Origin of the sequence: Sphingobium yanoikuyae (assembly GCF_034424525.1) — a bacterium.
Taxonomy (GTDB): Bacteria; Pseudomonadota; Alphaproteobacteria; order Sphingomonadales; family Sphingomonadaceae; genus Sphingobium; species Sphingobium yanoikuyae.
In genome coordinates this window covers 2,037,300-2,058,428 of record NZ_CP139979.1, presented here as the reverse complement: position 1 = coordinate 2,058,428, position 21,129 = coordinate 2,037,300, and the positions used below count along the sequence as shown (strand labels likewise).

At 63.4% G+C, this 21,129-nt stretch carries 19 protein-coding genes; 14 read left to right on the top strand and 5 right to left on the bottom strand.

Annotated features, from left to right (window positions below):
* Positions 1-182 precede the first annotated feature (182 nt).
* The 5 genes from U0025_RS09465 (at position 183) to U0025_RS09445 (ending at position 4,518) form a co-directional block, all read left to right on the top strand.
* Entirely contained in the window at positions 183-1,130 is a 948-nt protein-coding gene (locus U0025_RS09465; RefSeq protein WP_004207114.1) for a ThuA domain-containing protein, read from the top strand.
* Between the two features lie 160 nt (positions 1,131-1,290).
* Positions 1,291-2,517, top strand: coding sequence for an MFS transporter (locus U0025_RS09460; protein ID WP_004207113.1), 1,227 nt, complete (start codon positions 1,291-1,293; stop codon positions 2,515-2,517).
* Positions 2,518-2,520: 3 nt separating this feature from the next.
* Entirely contained in the window at positions 2,521-3,531 is a 1,011-nt protein-coding gene (locus tag U0025_RS09455; protein ID WP_004207112.1) for a sugar phosphate isomerase/epimerase family protein, read from the top strand.
* Between the two features lie 12 nt (positions 3,532-3,543).
* On the top strand, positions 3,544-3,936 hold the full coding sequence (locus tag U0025_RS09450; RefSeq protein WP_004207111.1) for a C-glycoside deglycosidase beta subunit domain-containing protein: 393 nt from the start codon (positions 3,544-3,546) through the stop codon (positions 3,934-3,936).
* Between the two features lie 69 nt (positions 3,937-4,005).
* Entirely contained in the window at positions 4,006-4,518 is a 513-nt protein-coding gene (locus U0025_RS09445) for a hypothetical protein (protein WP_004207110.1), read from the top strand.
* A gap of 12 nt (positions 4,519-4,530) precedes the next feature.
* Here the strand turns inward: U0025_RS09445 and U0025_RS09440 are convergent, their stop codons facing one another.
* Positions 4,531-5,148, bottom strand: a complete 618-nt coding sequence (locus U0025_RS09440) for a TetR/AcrR family transcriptional regulator (protein WP_004207109.1) — start codon at positions 5,146-5,148, stop codon at positions 4,531-4,533.
* A gap of 184 nt (positions 5,149-5,332) precedes the next feature.
* Between U0025_RS09440 and U0025_RS09435 the strand changes: the two genes are divergently transcribed.
* From U0025_RS09435 to U0025_RS09405, 7 genes are all read left to right on the top strand, one after another.
* Positions 5,333-6,445, top strand: a complete 1,113-nt coding sequence (locus U0025_RS09435; protein ID WP_004207108.1) for an LLM class flavin-dependent oxidoreductase — start codon at positions 5,333-5,335, stop codon at positions 6,443-6,445.
* 61 nt (positions 6,446-6,506) lie between these two features.
* Positions 6,507-7,103 (top strand): NADPH-dependent FMN reductase, encoded by a 597-nt coding sequence (locus tag U0025_RS09430; protein WP_004207107.1) that lies wholly within the window; start codon positions 6,507-6,509, stop codon positions 7,101-7,103.
* Positions 7,091-9,475: a glycoside hydrolase family 3 protein gene (locus U0025_RS09425; protein WP_004207106.1), complete on the top strand. Its 2,385-nt coding sequence runs from the start codon at positions 7,091-7,093 to the stop codon at positions 9,473-9,475. Before U0025_RS09430 ends, U0025_RS09425 begins: the two co-directional genes overlap by 13 nt.
* The gene (locus tag U0025_RS09420) at positions 9,472-10,374 is read left to right on the top strand and encodes a VOC family protein (protein WP_004207105.1); all 903 of its coding nucleotides are present in this window, start codon (positions 9,472-9,474) and stop codon (positions 10,372-10,374) included. The genes U0025_RS09425 and U0025_RS09420 overlap by 4 nt, the downstream gene beginning before the upstream one ends.
* Before the next feature lie 17 nt (positions 10,375-10,391).
* Positions 10,392-11,549: an alpha/beta hydrolase family protein gene (locus tag U0025_RS09415; protein WP_004207104.1), complete on the top strand. Its 1,158-nt coding sequence runs from the start codon at positions 10,392-10,394 to the stop codon at positions 11,547-11,549.
* Positions 11,546-12,337, top strand: a complete 792-nt coding sequence (locus tag U0025_RS09410) for a cyclase family protein (protein WP_004207102.1) — start codon at positions 11,546-11,548, stop codon at positions 12,335-12,337. Before U0025_RS09415 ends, U0025_RS09410 begins: the two co-directional genes overlap by 4 nt.
* A gap of 2 nt (positions 12,338-12,339) precedes the next feature.
* Positions 12,340-13,308: a fumarylacetoacetate hydrolase family protein gene (locus tag U0025_RS09405; RefSeq protein ID WP_004207099.1), complete on the top strand. Its 969-nt coding sequence runs from the start codon at positions 12,340-12,342 to the stop codon at positions 13,306-13,308.
* Between the two features lie 210 nt (positions 13,309-13,518).
* On the opposite strand, the gene U0025_RS09400 is transcribed toward U0025_RS09405, so the two are convergent.
* Positions 13,519-14,715 (bottom strand): IS256 family transposase, encoded by a 1,197-nt coding sequence (locus U0025_RS09400; RefSeq protein WP_004207098.1) that lies wholly within the window; start codon positions 14,713-14,715, stop codon positions 13,519-13,521.
* 257 nt (positions 14,716-14,972) lie between these two features.
* On the opposite strand from U0025_RS09400, the gene U0025_RS09395 reads away from it, so the two are divergent.
* Both U0025_RS09395 and U0025_RS09390 read left to right on the top strand, forming a co-directional pair.
* The gene (locus U0025_RS09395; protein WP_004207096.1) at positions 14,973-15,842 is read left to right on the top strand and encodes a LysR family transcriptional regulator; all 870 of its coding nucleotides are present in this window, start codon (positions 14,973-14,975) and stop codon (positions 15,840-15,842) included.
* A gap of 110 nt (positions 15,843-15,952) precedes the next feature.
* Positions 15,953-17,134 (top strand): L-talarate/galactarate dehydratase, encoded by a 1,182-nt coding sequence (locus tag U0025_RS09390; protein WP_004207095.1) that lies wholly within the window; start codon positions 15,953-15,955, stop codon positions 17,132-17,134.
* Between the two features lie 240 nt (positions 17,135-17,374).
* Here U0025_RS09390 and U0025_RS09385 read toward each other — a convergent pair whose 3' ends face one another.
* From U0025_RS09385 to gudD, 3 genes are all read right to left on the bottom strand, one after another.
* Positions 17,375-18,274, bottom strand: a complete 900-nt coding sequence (locus U0025_RS09385; protein ID WP_004207094.1) for a 2-hydroxyacid dehydrogenase — start codon at positions 18,272-18,274, stop codon at positions 17,375-17,377.
* A 16-nt stretch (positions 18,275-18,290) separates the two neighbouring features.
* Complete coding sequence (locus U0025_RS09380) at positions 18,291-19,658, bottom strand: carbohydrate porin (protein WP_004207093.1); 1,368 nt, start codon at positions 19,656-19,658, stop codon at positions 18,291-18,293.
* Between the two features lie 108 nt (positions 19,659-19,766).
* Positions 19,767-21,125, bottom strand: coding sequence for a glucarate dehydratase (gudD, locus tag U0025_RS09375; RefSeq protein ID WP_004207092.1), 1,359 nt, complete (start codon positions 21,123-21,125; stop codon positions 19,767-19,769).
* Between the last annotated feature and the right edge of the window lie 4 nt (positions 21,126-21,129).

Below are 21,129 nucleotides of genomic sequence, written 5' to 3'. Positions count from 1 at the left end.
TTTATTCTAATAATTCCGTCGCCGGCTTTGTTATGCCGTGCGAATCACCGGACTGATATTTCCAGACATTGCCACGAGCGTGCCATCGCGTGCCGCGTCCTGCGCCTGCGCGCGCGCGACGGCTGTCGACCGACGTGCCCCGGTCCGGCCAAAATCAGAAAGCGAAGAGAGGGATCCTGTCCATGAAGCGTCTCAACCTTGCGATCGCCAGCATTGCCCTGCTTGCCGCCCCGGCCGCCGCGCAGGTCATCGTCAACGTCAAATACCGCCCGCCCGAGACGGTGCAGCGGGTGGGCATCCCGGTCGATCCGACCGAAAAACGGATCAGATTGCTGATCATCAGCGGCCAGAACAGCTATGAACATGACTGGACCGGCGTGAACAACATGTTGCGCACCATGATGCAGGATAGCGGCCGGTTCGACGTGCGCGTCACCGAGGATTTCGACCATGGCGACCTGGCGACACTGAAGAATTACGATGTCGTCCTGCTCAACTATTCGAGCCGCTGGAACTATGCCGACCCGACCGAGCATCGCTGGTCGAAAACGGCGGAACAGGCATTGTTCGACTATGTCCGCCAGGGCGGCGGGCTGGTCGCCTATCATTCCTCCTTCACCTTCGGCGCGAACTGGCCGGAGTATCAGCGCCTGATCGGCGCGGTGATGGAGCCGGGATCGAGCCGCCGCTCGCCGCCGGGCGCCTTCCCGGTCCATATCGTCGATCGCACCCATCCGATCACGGCGGGCATGCGCGAATATGTCTGGACCTATAATGACGACATGTACACCAACATGCGGATGGACCCGGATGCCAGGATAAGGGTGCTGGCAACCGCGCATGACAGTGCGGCGAGCTATGACGCGAAGCTCGCCGGCCACAAATATCCTGCCGCAGCCTACACGCCCGAAAAGCTCAAGGCGATGAAGGGCATGGATGCCGATCATCCACAGGTCTGGACCGCCGACTATGGCAAGGGCCGAGTCTTTTCCATGACGCTCGGCCATGACGAGGTATCGCTCCATTTCGCAGGGCTGCAGACCCTGATCCTGCGCGGCAGCGAATGGGCCGCGACCGGCAAGGTGACCCTGCCAGTGCTCGACGAAGCCAAGGAATATATGCAGCAATGAAGCCTTATGCCCGGCGGCTTCAGCGGTCGCCGGGCTACGGAGCATTGCGTATTGCCGGGCGCCCGACGGCGGATTGACAGGCCCCGCCACAACCAATAGACGAATACTAGTTCTAATTAGAGGCGGCCATGAGTCGCCCGATCAGAGGAGCCTGAGGTCGGTGCGTTCCGTCTTAGATTTTTTCCGGCGCCTGTCGCTGGTCCCCCAGGGCATCACCATCGTCGTCGCCGGATTTCTGCCGATCTTCGCGATCGTGTCGATGTTCCCGGCCATCCCGGCGATCATCGATCATTTTGCCACCGATCCCGACGCGCGCTGGAAAGTGCCGATGATGGTGTCGGCGCCGGGCCTGACGATCGCGCTGATCGCGCCCTTCGCCGGTTTCTTCGTCGACCGTTTCGGTCGCCGCCCCCTGCTGATCGGCGCCACCCTGCTCTATGGCATCGTTGGCACCGCCCCCTTCTTTCTCGACAGCCTGAACGCGCTGATCGCCTGCCGGCTGTTGCTGGGGGTGGCGGAAGCGGCCATCCTGACCATCGTCAACACGCTGATCGCCGACTATTGGGACGATCGCGGGCGCAAGGACTGGCTGTTCCTGCAGGGCATTTGCGGCCCCTTCTTCGCATCGGGCGTGATCCTGCTGTCGGGCGCAGCCTCGTCGGTGCGCTGGAACGGCATCTTCATGGTCTATGCCGTCGCCTTCCCGATCTTCATCGCGATGCTGCTCTGGCTATTCGAGCCACGCCGCGCCGACGGCGCCACCATCGCCGACATCGCCCAGGGCGAGAAGGCCCCGCGCACGCCCTTCCCGACCGCATCGGTCGCGCTGATCGGTGGCGTGACGCTGGTCGCGTCGGCCCTCTATTATGTCTTCATCATCAGCGGCTCGCTCGCCTGGCGCGAGGTTGGGGTGATGGACCCGGCGCGGATCGGCCAGTTGACCGCCATTCCCAGCCTGTTCGTGATGCTGGGGGCGCTGATCTTCCGCCTGATGGGCAATCGCCCGCAGACCGTGCAGCTCGCCACCTTCTTCGGCCTGCTCGGCATCGGCCTCGCCGGCATCGGTCTGGCGCCCGACTGGCGCTGGCTGGTCGCAGCGCTGATCGTCCAGCAGACCGGTGCCGGCATGGCGGTGCCCACCATCATTTCCTGGGCGCAGAGCAAGCTGCCGTTCGAGCATCGCGGCCGCGGCATGGGCGTGTGGACCGCCTGTTTCTTCTTCGGCCAATTCTCCAGCCCCTGGGCAGTGCATCAGGCCGAAAACCTCGTCGGAACCATGCAGGGCGCGTTCCTTGCAGCGGGTCTGGTAGGCGTCATCGCCGCCATCGTGATCGGTCTGGTCCGCGCGCCGCGCACCCCGACCCCCACCATCGCTCCTGCGGAGTAATATATGACAAGCGACATCAAGCGGGGCGTGAGCCTCTACAGTTTCCAGCACGAGACCTTCCAAGGGAAGATGAGCCTGGAGGATTGCTTCAAGACCTGTGCCAACATGGGCGCACTGGGCATCGAGATCATCGGCGAGCAGACCTTCTGGGGCTGGCCCGAAGCCAGCGTCGATGAGGCAAAGATCGACGAGTGGCATGCGCTCATCAAAAAATATGACGCCACCGCCGTCAGCCACGACTTCATGCTCGATTACAAGCGCTACAAGGGTCGCATGATGCCCTTCGAGGAGCAGGTCGCCAGCGTGAAGAAGGATATCGACTTCGGCGCGCGGCTGGGCATGAAATATATCCGCGCGCTCGTTTCGATCGCCCCCGAAGTGCTGGTTGCCGCAGCGCCCTATGCCGAGGAAAAGAACATCAAGATCCTGATCGAAGTGCATGCCCCGCTGCATTTCGACCATCCCTGGATCATCCGCCATGCCGAAGCCTTCGAGAAATCGGGGTCGGACGCGCTGGGCTTCCTGCCCGACATGGGCATGTTCCTGTTCAAGTTCCCGCCGGTCTGGAAGGAGCGCTTCATCCGCAACGGCGTGCCGCAGAAGATCGCCGATTATATCGAGACCGCCTATGAGGACCGTGTCCTGTCCGAATATGTGATCCTGAACGTGCGCGAGATGGGCGGCGAAGGGCCGGCGCTGGGCATGGCGGAAACGCTGCGCCACAATGCCGCCTATGAACCCAAGCGGATGCTCGACTTCATGCACCGCATCCACAACGTCCATGGCAAATTCTACCAGATGGACGAAAATCTGGTCGAGCCTTCCATCCCCTATGACGAGATCGTCAGGGTGCTCAAGCAGGGCGGCTACAAGGGCTATATCTGCTCGGAATATGAGGGCAATCGCTGGATCGAGGATGCCCATGAGGTCGATTCCGTCGAGCAGGTTCGCCGCCAGCAGGAAATGCTCAAGTCGCTGATCGGCGAACCCACCCCCTCTGCCCTCGCCGCCTAAGGAGCCGCACCCATGTTCGACAAGATGATGCTGTGCGACGAAGGCTTTGCGAACGTCGTCGACAATGGCGAGACGATCGGCTTCTCGCTGCTCGCCCGCCTGCCCTATTATCGGGGCCTTGGCCTCTCGATGATCGAGGACATTGGCCTGACCATCGACGGGGAGCCAGTGGCGCGCGAGGATGTCCGCTTCTCCGTCCGCGGCCGCAGCTGGACGCTGGACGAGATGGAGACGGTCTATGACGATCGCTGGAATTTCGGCGAGAAGGCGACCGTGACGGTGCTGCGTCCGGGCGGGCTGACGCCCGGCGCGCACAAGGTCGATATCGCTGTGCGCATGCGCGTATCCTATCTGCCCTTCGTTCCCACAACGAAGACCGGGCGCGAGCTGCAACTCGCAGCCTGACGGGGGACCGGCATGGCGGCGAACCACGCCGCCATGCCGGAACACCCCCATCCCTGAAAAGGAAGCGGCATGAGCTTGCCCCAGGAACTATGGCTGGCCCCGGCCGCCGTGCAATTGCAGGAAAGCGGCGCCGACTGGATCGATGTCGTGGATGACCAGCCCTGGTCGCAGGGGCGCGGCTCCCATCGCGGCTTCTCGTCGAGCTTCCGCATCCGACCGGACCGCAAGATCTGGTTCCATTTCCCCTTCCAGCTTCCTGCCGGCAGCCTGATCGATCAGGTGTCGCTGCTGTGGGAGGCCGAAGAAGGCGCGATCCTCAGTTGGGTCTGCGTCCATCATGGCGGGATGGAGCGCCAGCATCTGTGCGCGCCCAACCAGCCACTCGTCGGCACACCCGAGCCGTTCGATCCGCCCGAGCTATGGCGGCATTATTATCCGGCGTGCAACCGACTGCGCACCGACCTGCCGATCAGTCCGGCGATCACCACCCGCTTCGGTTTCCAGCTGTGCGTGCAGGCGGATGGCCCCGGCATCGTCCGCTTCTATGGCGCGGGGCTGCGGCTCGCCAACCCCGACGCCTGAGGTGGCGGGCGCCTATTTGCCCGTCGCGCGCAGGAAGGCCGCGCACATGATCGCGAGATCTTCCTTCAGTTCCTCCCAATTGCCCTGATTGGCCGCTTCCGGCGAGGAGCCGAGGCCAAGGAAACGGGCGAGCGTATAATAGATCATGCGAAAGGCATTGCCGACCAGCCGGGCATGATCGGGCCGGCCGAACTCGGATGCATAGCGCATCATCTGCGCCTCCGCCTCCTGCGTCAGCTTTTCCGCCGAGGTCCGTCCGAGCGACGAGATCGTCTCGTCATAGATGGCGCGGAACATGATCGGGCGCAGCACCGGGCTGTAGCTCTTGAGCAGTTCGGCATAGGCCTCCACGAACAGACGCGCAAAATCGTCGAGGCTGGTCGCCTTGTCGCCGATCGCCTGCATCATGTTATCCTGTTCCTCGCCGATCCGGCCGAGGACGCGGCCATGGACCGCGCGGATCAGGTCATCCTTGCTGTCGAAGCGCAGATAGATGGAGCCGATCGACACCTTGCCGGCCTTGGCCACTTCGGTGAGCGTGAAATCGTCATTGCCGCGCTTCACCATCAGCTTCTCGGCGGCCGCCAGCATGCGCTCGTAAGAGGCCCGGCTGCGGCCCTGCTGAGGCACGCGACTGGCCTCCCCCGAACCAGAAATAGAATCATCCTTCGATTTCTCGGTTGACACTGAAGACATAAAGACCCTATCGATAATAAGAACATTGGTTCTAATTGAGATTCATTCTGACGGCTTTGGCCGCCAATGTAAACAAGTCGTCATATGCGCGCCCAAAGGGCAGCCATGGAGGGGAAAAATGCGCTTTTCTGTGTTTCTGAACGCTCGTTCGATGGCGCCCGACGAGGATCGCAAACTGATCCACGACCTGACCGCGCACGCAACCCAGGCGGCCGATCTGGGCTTCGATGCGATCTTCCTGCCCGACCATCATTTCAACGGTTACATGCCGGTCGCGTCCGACAGCTTCATGTTCGCCTCCTATCTGGCGGCGAAGCTGCCGCAGATGCATTTCGGCTTTTCCGTCGTTTCGGTCCCGCTCCATCACCCGGTCCGCTTTGTCGAGCGCATCAATATCCTGGACCAGCTGACCGACGGCAAGCTGCTGGTCGGCGTGGGCAGCGGCACCACGCCCGAGGAAATGATCGGCTTCGGCGTCAACTACAAGGAAGCCGGCGCCATCTCCGAGGCGAACCTCGCCATCGCCGAGCAGCTCTGGGCCAAGCAGATGGAAGACCCGGCGGTCGAGATCGACAATGGTCCGCACAAGGGCCGCGTGCTGCAGCGGATCGCGCCGGCGCAATATTCGTCCGGCCACGCCCGGCTGATGCCGGTCGCGATGAAGGAAACGAGCGCCCGCCGGGCAGCCGAAAATGCCTGGCCCGCCTTCATTCCCGCCTTCACCCCGCCGCAGATCGGCGGCACCGAACCGATGAAGCATGTCGCCAAATATTTCGGCGTCTATCGCCAGATGCTGGACGAGGCCGGCCATTCGCAGGAAGCCATCGCCCGGGCGCTGGATTGGACCACCCACACCTATCAGGTCGTGCATGTCGCCGAAACCGACGAGCAGGCGCGCGAGGAACTGGAAATTATCCTGCGCTCCTATCAGGACGCGATCGAGCGCGAGGCCGCTTTCAACGCCCGCGCGGAATCGGATTCGGCCAACAAGAAGACCGATCGCACCCCCAATGCACTGACCGAGGACTGGATCGGCACATGGTGCCTCCATGGCTCGCCCGAGACCGTCATCGAGCATCTCAAACCCTATGAGGAACTGGGCATCGGCAACATCCTGTGCGGCACCACCACCGGTCCGCTGACCGAGGAGCGGCTGCGCCTGGGCAACCAGACGCTGCGCCTGCTGTCAGACAAGGTCATGCCTGCCTTCAAGGCGAAGGTCGACGCCTGAACCCCAATGCACTGATGAGCGCGGCCCGCAAGAAGGCCGCGCCATTTCGAGGAGTATGGACATGTCCGGTCATCTTGGCGCCCGCCCGAAGCGGATCGTCGGCCTAGGCGGCACGTTCCGCCAGGCATCTTCCAGCGAACGGATCGTGCGTGCGGTCCTGAAGGAATGCGAGCATCTGGGCGCCGAGACGACGATGTTCGACGGCCCGGCCCTCGCCCGCCTGCCTCATTTCAATCCCGAGCATCCCGACCGCACGGCCGAGGAACGCGCGCTGGTCCATGCCATCCGTTCCGCCGATGGCATCGTCATCGGCAGTCCGGGCTATCATGGCGGCTATTCCGGGCTGGTGAAGAATGCGATCGACCTGCTGGAAGATCTGCGCGGCGACAGCCGGGTCTATTTCGACGGTCGTCCGGTCGGCCTGATCGTCACGGCGGCCGGCTGGCAGGCCTGCGGCACCACCCTGTCGGCGCTGCGCGATGTCATCCATGCCATGCGCGGCTGGCCGACGCCGGTTGGGGTCGCGGTCAACTCGGTCGAGCAGCGCCCCTTCGATGCCGACGGCACGCTGTGCGATGAAGGCGTCGCCAATGCGGTCCGCGCACAGGCGCGGCAGATCATGCACTTCGCCATGGAGGGTGCCGCATGTCCGGCCTGACGATCGACCAGCAACTGGCGATGAGTGCCGGCGCCACCATGTGGACCACGGTCGGCTATGCTGAAGCGGGCATCCCGTCGCTGGCGATGGCAGACGGGCCGATGGGCATTGCCAGCGGACGCGTGGACGAACGTGACATTGCCCTGCTCACCCCCTGCCCGACCGCGCTGGGCGCCAGCTGGGACATCGACCTCAACATGCGCGTCGGCACGCTGGTCGGTGGCGAGGCGATCCGCATGGGCGTCGACATGGTCCTTGCCCCCAATGTCAATCTGGCGCGCAGCCCGCTCGCCGGCCGGGCGTTCGAATATTATTCGGAGGAGCCGCTGCTCGCCGGCCTGTTGGGTGCCGCCTGGGCCAGCGGCCTGCAAAGCACCGGCACCGCATCGGTCGCCAAACATCTGGTCTGCAACGACAGCGAGACCGATCGCGATCGGATGAACGCGGTGGTGAGCGAACGCACGCTGCGCGAAATCTATCTCCTTCCCTTCGAACTGTGCGCCGAGGCCGGCGTCGGCGGCATGCTGACCGCCTATAACCGGCTGAACGGCCAATGGTGCGCCGAGCATCATCATGTCATCACGACCATCGTCAAAAGCGAGTGGCGCTTTCCCGGCGTGATGATGAGCGACTGGTTCGGCACCCATTCGACCGTTGCAACGCTGACCGCCGGCCTGGATCTGGAAATGCCGGGGCCGGCCCGCTTCCTGGGCGCGAAGGCGGCCGCCGCGCTGGCCGACGGGCTGATCAGCGGGCAGCGGGTGACGGACGCCGCATCGCGGGTCGCCACCGCCGCCCGCCGCTTCAAGGGTGACAAGCATGTTCCGATCCAGGGCGCAGATGCCCAGGCGCTGCTGGTGGAGGCCGCAGCCGCTGGCTTCGTGATGCTGCGCAACGAACAGGCGATCCTGCCGCTTGAGCCCGGTCGGGACCGCCATATCGCCATCATCGGCCCCAATGCGGCCGCCCCCTGTTACCAGGGTGGCACCTTCGCCAAGATCGCCGTGACGCCGGATGCGGCGCGCCCGCTGGAGGCGATCCAGGCGCGCTATGCCGGCAAGGCGCGGGTCGATTATGAACCCGGTGTCGATCCTCAGCCGCGCCTGCCGTCAATGCCGGTCACGCCTGCCCGCGATCTGGGCGACGGTTATGCCCATGGCATGACGATCGACTATTATGATGGTCCGGCGGACGACGCCCGCCTGATCCACAGCGAGACGCGCGACACCAACTCGCTGGTCTGGTTCGCCGGCGTGCATGACGACATCGCCGCACTCGACCGCCCTGCCCGGATCGTCGCGCGCGGGCTGTTCCGGGCCGAGCATGATGGCGATCACAGCTTCCATCTGGGCGCCACCGGGCCGGTGCGGATGCGTATCGATGGCGTCGACCTGCTGGTGCTGGACGAGGCCATTCCCTCGTCGGACGTGATGGGTAAGCTCAAGAGCGGCGATGCCCGTGATGCCCGCGCATCCCTCAAGGCCGCGCAGAGCTATGCGATCGAGGTCGAGTTCCTCTACCAGCCCGCCCGCGTCCACGGCCTATGGTATGGCATACGCCGCCCCGACACGCCCGAGGCGATGCTGGACCGTGCCGTCGCACTGGCGCAGCAGGCCGATGCCGTCATCCTGATGGTCGGCGAAACGTCCGACGCGAGCGTCGAGAGCAAGGACCGCAGCCACACCAGCCTGCCGGACAATCAACTGGCGCTGATCGATGCCGTGACCGCCGCCAATCCGCGCACCATCATCGTCGCCAATGTCGGCCATGCCTTCGACACGAGTTGGGAGGAGAAAGCGGCAGCGCTGCTGATCGCCTGGTATCCCGGCGAGGCGTTCGGCACCGCGATCGCGCAGGTTCTGGCCGGCGACCGGGAGCCGGGCGGGCGCATGCCGGTCTCGATCGCACGCACCGATGCCGACTATCCCGCCCTGGCCCTGACGCCCGACGAGAAGGGCGACCTGCGCTATGACGAGGGCCGGCGGATCGGCTATCGCGGCATGGCCGATCCGCGCCACACGCTGGGCGCCGGTTTCGGCTATGCGGACATCGCGCTGGACGATGTCGATATCGTCGCCGGCCATGACGGTGGCCTCATCGTCCGTGCCCAGATGCACAACCAGTCCGATCGCGCCGGCAGCGATGTCATCCAGATCTATCGGCGCGAGCCCGAACTGGCGCTGGTCGCCTTTGCCAAGGTCCATCTGGAACCGGGCGAGCGGCGACAACTGGCCATCCCGATCCTGCGCCGCCGCCTGCAATATTGGTGCGATGGCTGGCGCGACATCGCCGCCCCCCGCCTGTTCGCCGGCCGATCGGCCGCGGACGTCGCCTTTGACCTTTCCCTACCCGTTCCGGAGCAGACAGAATGAGCCGCGTCACCGAAATCCGCTATGTCGGCTATGCCGTGCCCGATCTGGAGGCCGAACGCGCCTTTTATGCCGACCAGTGGAAGCTGGTCGCGGCAGGCGAAAAGGATGGCATGGTCCATTTCGCAGCCGATGGCGGCGAGGAAGCCTATGTCGTGCGGCTGCGTGCCGCGGCCGACAAGCGCATCGACGTGATCGCGCTGGCGGCCGACAGCCGGGCCGATGTCGACGCCCTGCATGATCGGATCGCGGCATCGGGCGCGCGGATCATATCCGCCCCGCACGATCTCGACACGCTGGGCGGCGGCTATGGCTTCCGCTTCTTCTCGCCCGACGGCCTGCCGTTCGAGATTTCGAGCGATGTCGCCCGGCGCGCGCCCCGCGCCATCGCGCAATGGGAAGGCGTGCCGCAGCGGATCAGCCATATCGTGCTGCACTCGCCGAACCATCAGGCTCTGGTGCAGTGGTTCTGCGACGTGCTGGGCTTCAAGGTGTCGGACTGGCTGGGCGATTTCATGTGCTTCCTGCGCTGCAACGGCGCGCACCACCGCCTCGCCATCCTGCCCGGACCGCCCTGCCTCAACCATGTCGCCTATGACATGCCGAGCGTCGATGACATGATGGTCGGCATCAACCGGCTGCGGCAGAAGGGCACCGACATTCGCTGGGGACCGGGGCGCCACACGGCCGGGAACAATACGTTCAGCTACTTCACCACGCCGGCAGGCTTTGCGGTCGAATATACGTCCGAGCTGGAATATGTGGATTTCGAGCGCCATGAACCCAAGGTCCATGTGCCCGGCCCCAAGGTGATGGACCAGTGGGGCATCGGCGTCGGCGGCCCCCAGACCATGCCCCATCCCGAGCCCGACAAGGGCCTGTTCCAGGCTGCAGAAGTTTGAGGGGGGAGGCATAAGCCGTGGCACTGTTCGAATATTTCCCCAACTATATCTGGAACCTGTCGGTCGCGATCGCGATGGAATCGGGCGCGCAGCTCGGCGAGATCATCGACATGTGCAAGCCGATCCGCGACGCCGCCGACAGCGGCGCCGATGCGGGCACGCCCATGTTCATGAAGGCCTGGGCTGCGATGGGCGACAAGCTGCTGGAACTGGCGGCGCAGGATGAGGCGCAGGGCCGGCTCTTCTCCGCCTCCAACAAGATGGAACGCGCCGCGCTCTATCTGATCACCGCCGAGCGGATGCAGGGCCATGGCGCGCCGGGCCGGGAGGCGACTTATGCCAAGGCACGCGCAGCCTTTGACCGGTCGACGGTATTGGGCCGGATCAATCGCGAGCGGGTCGAGATACCGCTGGCGACGGGAACAATGCCCGCCCTCTTAACCCGCGCGCAGGGCGAGGGAAGAAAGCCGGTCGTGGTCTTCTGCAACGGGCTCGATAGCTGCAAGGAACTGCTCTACTGGACGCGCCTGCCGCAGGAACTGGCGCGGCGTGGCATTTCCACGCTCTGCGTCGACCAGCCCGGCTCAGGCGAAGCATTGCGGCTCCAGAATCTGCCCGTCGATCCGCACAGCGAAAGCTGGGCCAGCAAGGCGGTCGACTGGCTGGAACAGCAACCCGATGTCGATGGCCGGGCGATCGGCCTGACCGGCATTTCGCTGGGCGGACATTTCGCGCCGCGCGCCGTCGCCTATGAACCGCGCTTTGCCAGCGGCGCGGTCTGGGGCGCCAACCATAATTGGCGCGAAGTGCAGGACAAGCGCATGGCGCGCGAGGGCGAAAACCCCGTCCCCCATTATTGGGCGCATGTCCATTGGGCGTTCGGGGCGAAGGATCAGGCGGACTTCCTGGCCAAATCCGAAGCGATGAACCTCAATGGCCATATGGATCGCATCAAGGTGCCCTTCCTGGTCACCCATGGCGCGCAGGATCGCCAGATCAGTGTCGATTATGCCGACGATCTCTATGATCAGCTCATCAATTCCCCCCGCCGCGAAAAGAGGATCTTCACGCCGCGCGAAGGCGGTGTCGAACATGTCGGCGCGGACAATATGGCCTATGGCCGCGACTGCATCGCCGACTGGTTCGCCGAAACGCTGGGAGGCGAGACCGCATGACCCGCCGCTTCGTCGATCTGTCGATCATGCTGTGCAACGATGTGGTCAGCGACCCGCCGTTTCTGAAGCCCGAAATCACCTATCAGACCCATGCCGACACCGCGCATGAGCTGGCGATGTTCTTCCCCGGCGTCACGGCGCAGGACACGCCCGACGGCGCCGGTTTCGCGGCATCCGAATGGGTGAAGCTGACCACCCATAGCGGCACGCATCTAGACGCGCCCTATCATTTCCATCCGACCATGGACGGCCGCGACGGCGAACCGCAGCGATCGATCACGATCGACGAGGTGCCGCTGGAATGGTGTTTCCAGCCCGGCGTGAAGCTCGACTTCCGCCATTTCCCCGATGGCTATGTCGTCACCGCCACCGATGTCGAAGCGGAACTGGGCCGCATCGGCCACAGCCTCCAGCCGCTCGACATCGTGCTGGTCAACACCGCGGCCGGCACGGCGCTGGGCCAGCCCGATTATGTCAATCGCGGCTGCGGCATGGGATACGAGGCGACCATCTACCTGACCGAGCGGGGCGTGCGCGTCACCGGCACCGATGCCTGGTCCTGGGATGCGCCGTTCAGCTATACCGCGCAGAAGGTGAAGGAAACCGGCGACACCTCGCTGATCTGGGAAGGGCACAAGGCCGGCCGCGACATCGGCTATTGCCACCTGGAAAAGCTGCACAATCTGGAAAGCCTGCCCGGCCATGGCTTCATGGTCAGTTGCTTCCCGCACAAGATCAAGGGCGCGTCGGCCGGCTGGACCCGCGCGGTCGCAATCTTCGAGGAATAGAGATGAGCCTTGCCACCCTCAGCAACGGCCAGCCGGACGGCTGCCTGATCGTCGTCTCCCGCGATGCGCGTCGCTGCCTGCCTGCGGACGGCATTGCTGACACGCTGCAGCAGGCGATCGAGCGATGGGACAGCGTCGAACCGGCGCTGCGCCGGCTGGCCGACCGGCTGGAACAGGGGGAAGGCGATGTGCTGGACGAAAGCCGGCTGCTCGCCCCCCTGCCCCGCGCCTGGCAATGGCTCGACGGTTCCGCTTTCCCGCAGCATGGCGAGCTGATGCAGAAGGCGTTCAACCTGCCGCCGATCGAGACCGACCGGCCGCTCATGTATCAGGGCCTGTCCGATCGCTTCCTGTCCGGAACGCAGGATGTGCGACTTCCCAGCGAAGCTGACGGGATCGATTTCGAGGGCGAGTTCGGCGTCATTACCGATGCCGTGCCGATGGGCACCAGCGCACAGGACGCGCTATCGCATATCAAGCTGGTCCTGCTCATCAACGACTGGTCGCTGCGCGCGATCGCGCCGATCGAGATGAAGACCGGGTTCGGCTGGGTTCAGGCCAAGCCGGCTTGTTCAGTGGCGCCCTTTGCGGTCACGCCCGATGAACTGGGCGAGGCCTGGCAGGACGGCCGCGTCCACCTTCCGCTGGAGGTTCATGTCAACGGCGCCTGGTTCGGAAATCCCCATGGCGGCGAAATGGCATTCGGCTTTCACGAGCTTGTCGCCCATGCCGCCCGCACGCGCGATCTGGTTGCAGGCACCATCATCGGGTCGGGCACCGTGTCCAATGCCGATTATGCAACGCTCGGCTCCTGCTGCATCTCCGAACGCCGCGCGATCGAGATGATCGAGCAAGGTAAACCCCAAACATCTTTCCTCAGATTCGGCGATCGCGTTTCGCTTGTCGCATCTGGAAACAAGAAATCCCCTTTCGGCAGCATCAGCCAACAGATCGTCGCCGCCAATTTCTGATTCCCCAATTTTCATGCGATCCGGGTTTCTTTGATCGAACCAATTTTGTCAGGATCGGGCGTTGACGGGAGATGACTTGAATGGCCAACGTTGGTCGAGAGCTGTTGAACCGGAACGTCCGGAACTGGTCAACGAAAGTTGACGGCTGAGTGGGTCGTGTCCCACGGGGTGGTGTAGGAACCGTCGATCCGCAGTAGGATCAGGTTCGGGTCAGGCAGCCAGAGCTGGCAGGCTGACAATGGGGTTATGGCTTACCGAGCCGAGGGTTTCCAGCGTCATGTAACGGCGTGACACCGCCCACTCATCATTCTGTTCCAGCATGAGTGCTCCGACGAGGCGGACGACGGCGGCGTCATTCGGAAAGATGCCGATGACATCGGCCCTTCGCTTGATCTCCTTGTTCACCCTTTCCAGCGGGTTGGTCGACGCGATCTGCGCCCAGTGCTCCTTCGGGAAGGTCATGTAGGCAAGCACGTCCTCGCGCGATCCGGCCATCATGTCGGCCAGCTTCGGGAACTTCTCGCGCAGGGCATCGGCGACCTGTTCCCATTGCTGGTGAGCCGCTTCAGCCGTTTCCTGCGCAAAGATCGTCTTGATCATGGCGATGACTGCCGGTCGCTGCTTGGGCGCGGCATGTGCCAGCGCATTGCGCATCCAGTGGACCCGGCAGCGTTGCTGGCTCGCGGCGAACACCTTGCTGGCGGCGGCGCGCAACCCCTTGTGGTCGTCCGCGATGACCAGCTTTACCCCGCGAAGTCCCCGGTCGGCGAGCGAGCGCAGGAAGGCTTTCCAGAAGGGTTCCGCTTCTGAAGGGCCGGTGGCAACGCCCAGAACCTCGCGCCGACCATCGGTGTTGACGCCGACGGCGATTATCGCCGCCGTCGAGACGATCCGCCCGCCCTCGCGGACCTTGAGGTAGGTGGCGTCGATCCACAGGTAGGGCCACTCGCCCTCGATCGGCCGCTGCAGGAAGGCGTTCACCCGTTCGTCGATCTCGGCCACCAGACGGCTCACCTGGCTCTTCGAGACGCCGCTGGCGCCCATCGCCTTGACCAGATCGTCGACCGAGCGAGTCGAGACACCGTGGACGTAGGCTTCCTGGATCACCGCCGCCAACGCCTTCTCAGCCGTGCGGCGTGGCTCAAGGAAGCTCGGGAAGTAACTGCCCTTCCTGAGCTTGGGGATCGCCAGCTCGATCCGGCCGGCCCGAGTGTCCCAGCCCCGTTCGCGATAGCCGTTGCGGTGGTTGAGCCGCGCCGGGCTGCGACTGCCCGCAGCCGCACCCGTTCTGGCCTCAATCTCCAGATCCATCATGCGCTCGGCGGCAAATGCCAGCATATCGCGCACCAAATCGCTGTCTGCCCCTTGCTCAATCAGCTCAACAAGGGCCATTCTGTCGTCGGTCATCGTCTTCTTCTCCAGGTTCGAGTTCGCATCCGAACCCTACCAGAAGATCGACGGTGGCCACCCTCTCAGAGAAACCTTCCTACACCACCCCGTGGGACACGACCGCTGAGTGTTTCATAAGGGTCGGAATCTCCCTCCCCGAAAGTCGGATACATAGGTTCTCGTTCAGCTCGGCCACAGCGTTGATTTTGCAATGCCGATCCCGAGTGGCGCCCAGCTTGTTGATGAGAGCGGTGCACATGTCATAAGCATTGCCGATGTTCGACCATGCTCAACTCCGTTCATTCCTGATCCTGGGGCAGCTAAGGCATTTCGGGCAAGCGGCGCGCGAATTGCTGATTACCCAACCGGCGCTGACCCGCCGGATCCAACAGTTAGAAAGCGATGTCGGCGTCCCGTTGTTCCACCGCGAAGGCCGGAGGATCACCCTGACGGCCGCAGGCATCGCATTTCTTCCCAAGGTGCAGTTACTGTTGGCCGACATGGAAGAGGCGAGACGGTCGGCGCAAAAGGCTGCCGGGACATTGGCAGGTACGATCACCGTGGGTTTCGACGGGGCCGCATCCTACACGCTCATTCCGCGCCTCATTCAACGGACGATCCGGGACTGGCCTGGAGTAGCCTTCAAATTTGTCGAGCTGAGTTCTTCGGAGCAAATGCGAGAGGTGGCGTTCCACCGACTGGATATTGGCTTCGTGCGGCCGCTCCCGCACGAAGCGGACATCGTCAATCAATGCATATTCAGCGAACCGCTGGCCCTTGCCGTGCCTGCTGGTCACCGACTGGCCGTCAAGCGCAAATTGAAAATCGCCGATTTGGACGATGAGGCGTTTGTCGGATATTCCGAGGCCGGCCTCTACTTGCGGGACCTGATCGCCGGGATATTGGATCGTGCAGGCGCAGTGCCGCGGGTCATCCAGAGCATGAAGAGAACGCATTCCATTCTGGCGCTCGTCAGTACCGGAATGGGGGTGGCGATCGTGCCCGCCGGCAGCGCCAGCGCGTCGTTTGACAATATCGTCTTCAAGTCCTTGTCCCTCGATGAGCGGGCGGAATGGCATGCCTGCCGCCATGTCCGTCCGACCAACGCGCTCACGCAGCCCTTAATCGAACTTCTGGGGACCTGAGTGCCTGAAATCCGATGCAATTATTGCATCGATCCGATGAAAATTCGCGTTTGGACCGGCTGCTTTGTGCGCTTTAGCTCTTGGATCATTCGATCACAGGAGAGCCTTGCATGTTTGAAAAGCGCATCATTCCCGCCAACCCCCTACAGGCAGGATTTCCTGCTGATGCAGCCACGCTGGACCGGATAAAGTCGGTAAAGGTCAGCCTGGCGTTCTTGCCGCTCAAGCGCCCGATCAGCGATGCCAAGGTGCTGACCGGCCGCCAGAAGCCGCTGACCGAGGTTGCGTTCCTGTTCGCCGAAATCGAAACCGAAGGCGGATATTCGGGGCTTGGCATCAGCTATTCCAAGCGAGCAGGTGGCCCTGGCCTTTACGCCCATGCGCGTGAAATTGCTGGAAATCTGATTGGCGAGGATCCCAGCGACATCGCCCGGCTTTGGACAAAACTGGCCTGGGCCGGGGCGTCGGTCGGCCGTAGCGGTCTGGCCACCCAAGCGATCGCAGCGTTCGACATCGCGCTGTGGGACATGAAGGCGAAGCGCGCCGGACTGCCGCTGGCCAAGCTGATCGGCGCCCACAAGGATACGGTCCGCTGCTACAACACATCGGGCGGTTTCCTGTCCTCACCGATCGAGGAGGTCCTGGAAAACTGCCAGGCTTCGGTTGCTTCCGGCATTGGCGGCATCAAGCTCAAGGTCGGCCAGCCCGACCCGATGGAGGATCTTCGCCGGGTTGCCGCGGTTCGCGAGCAACTGGGCGATTTTCCGCTCATGGTGGATGCGAACCAGCAATGGGACCGCCCGACTGCGCTGCGCATCGGGCGCATCATGGAACAGTTCAACCTCGTCTGGATTGAAGAGCCGCTCGACGCCTATGATGCGCAGGGCCATGCCCAGCTTGCCGCAGCCCTGGATACGCCGATCGCGTCCGGGGAGATGCTGTCATCAGCGCAGGAGCATCTCGAACTGGTGCAGCTCGATGCGGTCGATTTCATCCAGCCCGACGCGCCCCGCGTGGGCGGCATCACCCAGTTCCTCAAGATCATGACGATGGCTGAGCAGAAGCATATGAAGCTTGCGCCGCATTTCTTCATGGAACTGCATATCCACCTTGCGGCGGCCTATCCGCATGATAGCTGGGTCGAGCATTTCGACTGGCTGGAGCCGCTTTTCAACGAGCGGCTGGAACTCAAGGATGGGCGCATGGTCGTGCCGCCGCGTCCGGGTATCGGCATTTCGCTGAGCGATCAGGCCCATGCCTGGACGGTGTCGAGCGAAACCATCACCGCCTGAACGCAAAAGGGGCTGGCTTCGTGTAAAGCCAGCCCCTTTTACACAGGCATTTCTCAATCAGGCCGTCGGCAGCCACAGGGGGGCAGCGACAAGCTGAAGGGCCTTGATGATGGCGGCAAGCATGATGAAACTCCTTGGACGGCGACAAGCCGCTTCACGGAGCGTGCATCTAGACCTGGTGGCCGCTTTCGCAACTGCGAACAAGGTTCCGCCGGTTGCGGCGGGCGCAACCATGTCTTTTCAGACGGGCGTGTCCAGGGGGGCGTTTGCGAGAAAATTGGCGATATTGCGCAGGACCAGATCGGCCATCGCCACGCGTGTTTCGATCGTCGCGCTGGCCTGATGGGGCTGCAGAACAACGGTATCGAGGGCGATGAGGCGCGTGGGCACATGAGGTTCGCTTGCAAAAACATCGAGGCCAGCGCCGGCAATCCGGCCCTGTTCGAGGGCGTCGATCAGTGCGGTCTCGTCGACGGTTGAACCGCGCCCGATATTGATGAGAAAGCCATCCGGGCCCAGCGCATCCAGCACCGCGCCGTCGACCAGGCACTCGCCTCCGCCAGACGCTGCGATGATCATGGCGTCGCATTCTCGGGCCAGATCAGCTGGGCTGTCACGATAGGCATAGGGACAATCGGGCAGCGACCGGCGGTTGTGATAGGAAATATCGCAGCCAAAGCCTTCCAGCCTGCGTGCGATTGCGCCACCGATCCTGCCCAGGCCCAATATACCTATTCGCATGCCGCTGACGCGCCGGCCCGATGGGCTGGTCCAGCCGCCCCGGCGCACCGTTGCATCATTGAGCATCGCCCGCCGGGCCGTCGACAGCAGCAGCAGGACCGCCATGTCCGCGACATCGTCTGTCAGCACGTCTGGCGTGTTCGTGACAGCTATGCCGCGCCGGCGGGCATGGTCGAGGTCGACGGCGTCCACTCCCACGCCGTGGACGGCAATCAGGCGCAAGGCCGGTAATGCATCCATGATCGATGCGTCGGCCCCTGCGACGCCGGTGGTCACCAATATGGGGGCTTCCATGCGGATCGCGTGTGGAAGCTCGTCTAGCCTGTGGATAGCATGGCGCGCCGACAGCCCCTCATGCAGCCAGGGTGACAGCGAACCATTGGTGACGACAGGGACCATGGCGGCCATTCCTTTCTCAGAAGCTGACTTGGGTTCTGGCGCCCAGCAATATGGCATTGCGTTCACCCGGATCGCCCCGCGGCTGGAAGATGAACTGGATGTCGGGTTGGATCGTGAAACCTGGCAGAACGCCGATGCCATAATAGGCTTCAGCCACATATTCGGCGGTGCGGACGGGCTGATGGCCAAGGCCGTTATCGTTGATATATCGGGCCGCATCGGTGATCCGGTCGTTCACGCGGCCGCGGCCGAATGCCAGGCCAAGCTCGTCACGCGGGCGGCCGGGTATGAGGCCGGTATAGCTTAGGCCCATTGCGATCGCGCTGTTGTTGGGCGTGGATTGTTCAGACAGGAAGGAACCGTTGAGGAAGATGTCGAGCCGCCCCGATCCGTCGGCGGCTGCCTTGCGGACGGTCTGTCGGGCATTGAAATAGGCGCCCCATTCATTGTGGCGGATCAGCGGCGTGCCGCCATAGACGGCTCGAAGCTGATGATCGCTGTTGAGGATAGGGTCATTCATGTCGGCGTTGGAGTAGAATAGACCAATGGCATAGTTGCCGGCCTTGCCGTCGAAGCGCGGGGTATAATTGATCTCGAACGGCGCAACGATGCCCGTCGCGCCTTTCCAGCCGATATAGAAGTTGCGCTCCATATTGAGATTCTTGGGATTATATTGGTAGACCGCGCCCTTGACCGTCACGTCCTTGCGCACGGCATATTGCAACCTTGCGGCCCACATGCTGACCGGGCTGGTGGGCCAGATGGTCGAGTTGGAACGTGTGTTCTCGCCAAGGCAGAAATAGCCGCTGATGAAGTCGCAGCGGCCCGGATTGAAATCCTCGTTGAGGAACATGCGGCCAAGTTTCACGTCGAGCTTGCCGATCTTCGTGCGATACCAGAGCTGGCTGATGCGAAAGGTTTCGCCGCGCCCCTGGATCGACATGGGATTGACCAGGGCATTGATGCCGCTTTTCTGGTTGAAGCTCTCACCATAGCGCTTGACGATGCCCAGTTGGAATGTCCCCGGCAGGTCGGCGATCTTGTCGAGGTCGAAGCGCAGGCCTGCGACGAACTGCCCCGCGTTCATGAACTTTGATTGGGTGCCGCCGCGGACATTGGTGACGGTGTGGGCGGTGTAGACCAGGCTCGGTATGATGCCGGCATCGACAAGCGTGCTGCGCAGGCCACCCCAGTCGCCCAATAGCCGGCCGCGACCGCCGCCGTCCTCGCCACCGCCTTCACTCGCCGCTCGCGGCTTTTCGGGCGGCGCCGGCAATGTGGGGGAGGAAGTTGCGGCGGGTTGCGGCGGGACATCCTTCGCTTCAGTGGCGGCTTCCGCCGCGCCTGCGCCCATCAGGAGCAGGGGGATAAGGGAAATGCTCATAAACCTCTCCGCCGCGCCTCTTGCGGCCATGCATCCCCGTCCACCCGGATCGCATTGGATCCGGGCGCGGGATTGTCTTTCTTGTGGAGGCTGCTGGCTGGACCCGCCTTAGCGGACCAGGCAGGGCTTCTTGTTGTCAAAGGTCCAGTTCGGGACCAGATATTGCATCGCCATCGCGTCGTCGCGCGCGCCCAGGCCATATTTTTTGTAGAGTTGATGGGCTGCCTCGACCGCATCCATGTCGAGTTCGATCCCGAGGCCCGGTCGTTCAGGAACCGCAACCAGGCCACCCTCGATCTTGAGGGGCTCTCGGGTCAGGTTCTGGCCGTCCTGCCAGATCCAGTGCGTGTCGATCGCCGTCACCTTGCCGGGCGCTGCTGCGCCGACATGGGTGAACATGGCGAGCGAAATGTCGAAATGATTGTTGGAGTGCGACCCCCAGGTCAGGCCCCAGTCGCGGCAGGTCTGTGCGACCCGGACCGAGCCCTGCATCGTCCAGAAGTGTGGATCGGCAAGTGGAATGTCGACAGACTGGAGCGCCAGAGCATGCGCCATCTGCCGCCAATCGGTCGCGATCATGTTGGTTGCCGTGGGCAGGCCGGTTGCGCGGCGGAATTCGGCCATGATTTCGCGACCCGAATAGCCATTTTCGGCGCCGCAAGGGTCTTCCGCATAGGCCAGCACATCGCCGCGTCCCTTGCAAAGGCGGACTGCCTCTTCCAGGCTCCAGGCGCCGTTGGGATCCAGCGTCACCCGGGCATCGGGGAACCGGCGAGCGATGGCGGTCACTGCTTCGATTTCCTCGTCGCCGGACAGGACGCCGCCCTTCAGCTTGAAATCCTTGAAGCCATAGCGCTCATAGGCGGCCTCAGCGAAGCGACGGATGCTCTCGGGGGTCAGGGCCTCTTCATGGCGCAGTCGCGTCCAGTCGTCAGTGGCGCCTGATCCGTCGCCATAGGGCAGATCGGTCTTGTTGCGATCGCCCACGAAGAAGAGATAGCCCAGCATCTCGACCTTGTCGCGCTGTTGCCCTTCGCCGAGCAGGGCGGCAACCGGGACGCCCAGATGCTGGCCAAGAAGGTCGAGCATCGCGCTTTCGACGGCGGTCACGGCATGAATGGTCGTGCGCAGGTCAAAGGTTTGCAGGCCACGGCCGCCTGAATCCCGGTCGGCAAAGGTCGTGCGCATGACGTTGAGTATATTGGCATAGGTGCCGATACCCTTGCCCACGATCAGTTCGCGGGCATCCTCCAGCGTCTGGCGAATTTTCTCGCCGCCCGGAACTTCGCCAACGCCGCTATTGCCGGCATTGTCGGTCAGGATCACGATGTTGCGGGTGAAGAAGGGGGCATGGGCGCCGGAAAGGTTCAGCAGCATGCTGTCGCGCCCGGCGACGGGGATCACCTTCATGTCGGTGACGACAGGGGCGCCGCTGAAGGTGTGAGCGGGGAAAATTGTGTCAAGCATGGTC

Excerpts from the sequence above, each read along its gene's own strand:
- U0025_RS09425 (WP_004207106.1), top strand. The coding sequence starts at position 7,091 with ATGTCCGGCCTGACGATCGACCAGCAACTGGCGATGAGTGCCGGCGCC.
- U0025_RS09400 (WP_004207098.1), bottom strand. The coding sequence starts at position 14,715 with ATGACCGACGACAGAATGGCCCTTGTTGAGCTGATTGAGCAAGGGGCA.
- U0025_RS09390 (WP_004207095.1), top strand. The coding sequence starts at position 15,953 with ATGTTTGAAAAGCGCATCATTCCCGCCAACCCCCTACAGGCAGGATTT.
- U0025_RS09435 (WP_004207108.1), top strand. The coding sequence starts at position 5,333 with ATGCGCTTTTCTGTGTTTCTGAACGCTCGTTCGATGGCGCCCGACGAG.
- U0025_RS09420 (WP_004207105.1), top strand. The coding sequence starts at position 9,472 with ATGAGCCGCGTCACCGAAATCCGCTATGTCGGCTATGCCGTGCCCGAT.
- U0025_RS09385 (WP_004207094.1), bottom strand. The coding sequence starts at position 18,274 with ATGGTCCCTGTCGTCACCAATGGTTCGCTGTCACCCTGGCTGCATGAG.
- U0025_RS09410 (WP_004207102.1), top strand. The coding sequence starts at position 11,546 with ATGACCCGCCGCTTCGTCGATCTGTCGATCATGCTGTGCAACGATGTG.
- U0025_RS09405 (WP_004207099.1), top strand. The coding sequence starts at position 12,340 with ATGAGCCTTGCCACCCTCAGCAACGGCCAGCCGGACGGCTGCCTGATC.
- U0025_RS09445 (WP_004207110.1), top strand. The coding sequence starts at position 4,006 with ATGAGCTTGCCCCAGGAACTATGGCTGGCCCCGGCCGCCGTGCAATTG.
- U0025_RS09380 (WP_004207093.1), bottom strand. The coding sequence starts at position 19,658 with ATGAGCATTTCCCTTATCCCCCTGCTCCTGATGGGCGCAGGCGCGGCG.
- U0025_RS09465 (WP_004207114.1), top strand. The coding sequence starts at position 183 with ATGAAGCGTCTCAACCTTGCGATCGCCAGCATTGCCCTGCTTGCCGCC.
- U0025_RS09450 (WP_004207111.1), top strand. The coding sequence starts at position 3,544 with ATGTTCGACAAGATGATGCTGTGCGACGAAGGCTTTGCGAACGTCGTC.
- U0025_RS09430 (WP_004207107.1), top strand. The coding sequence starts at position 6,507 with ATGTCCGGTCATCTTGGCGCCCGCCCGAAGCGGATCGTCGGCCTAGGC.
- gudD (WP_004207092.1), bottom strand. The coding sequence starts at position 21,125 with ATGCTTGACACAATTTTCCCCGCTCACACCTTCAGCGGCGCCCCTGTC.
- U0025_RS09455 (WP_004207112.1), top strand. The coding sequence starts at position 2,521 with ATGACAAGCGACATCAAGCGGGGCGTGAGCCTCTACAGTTTCCAGCAC.
- U0025_RS09395 (WP_004207096.1), top strand. The coding sequence starts at position 14,973 with ATGTTCGACCATGCTCAACTCCGTTCATTCCTGATCCTGGGGCAGCTA.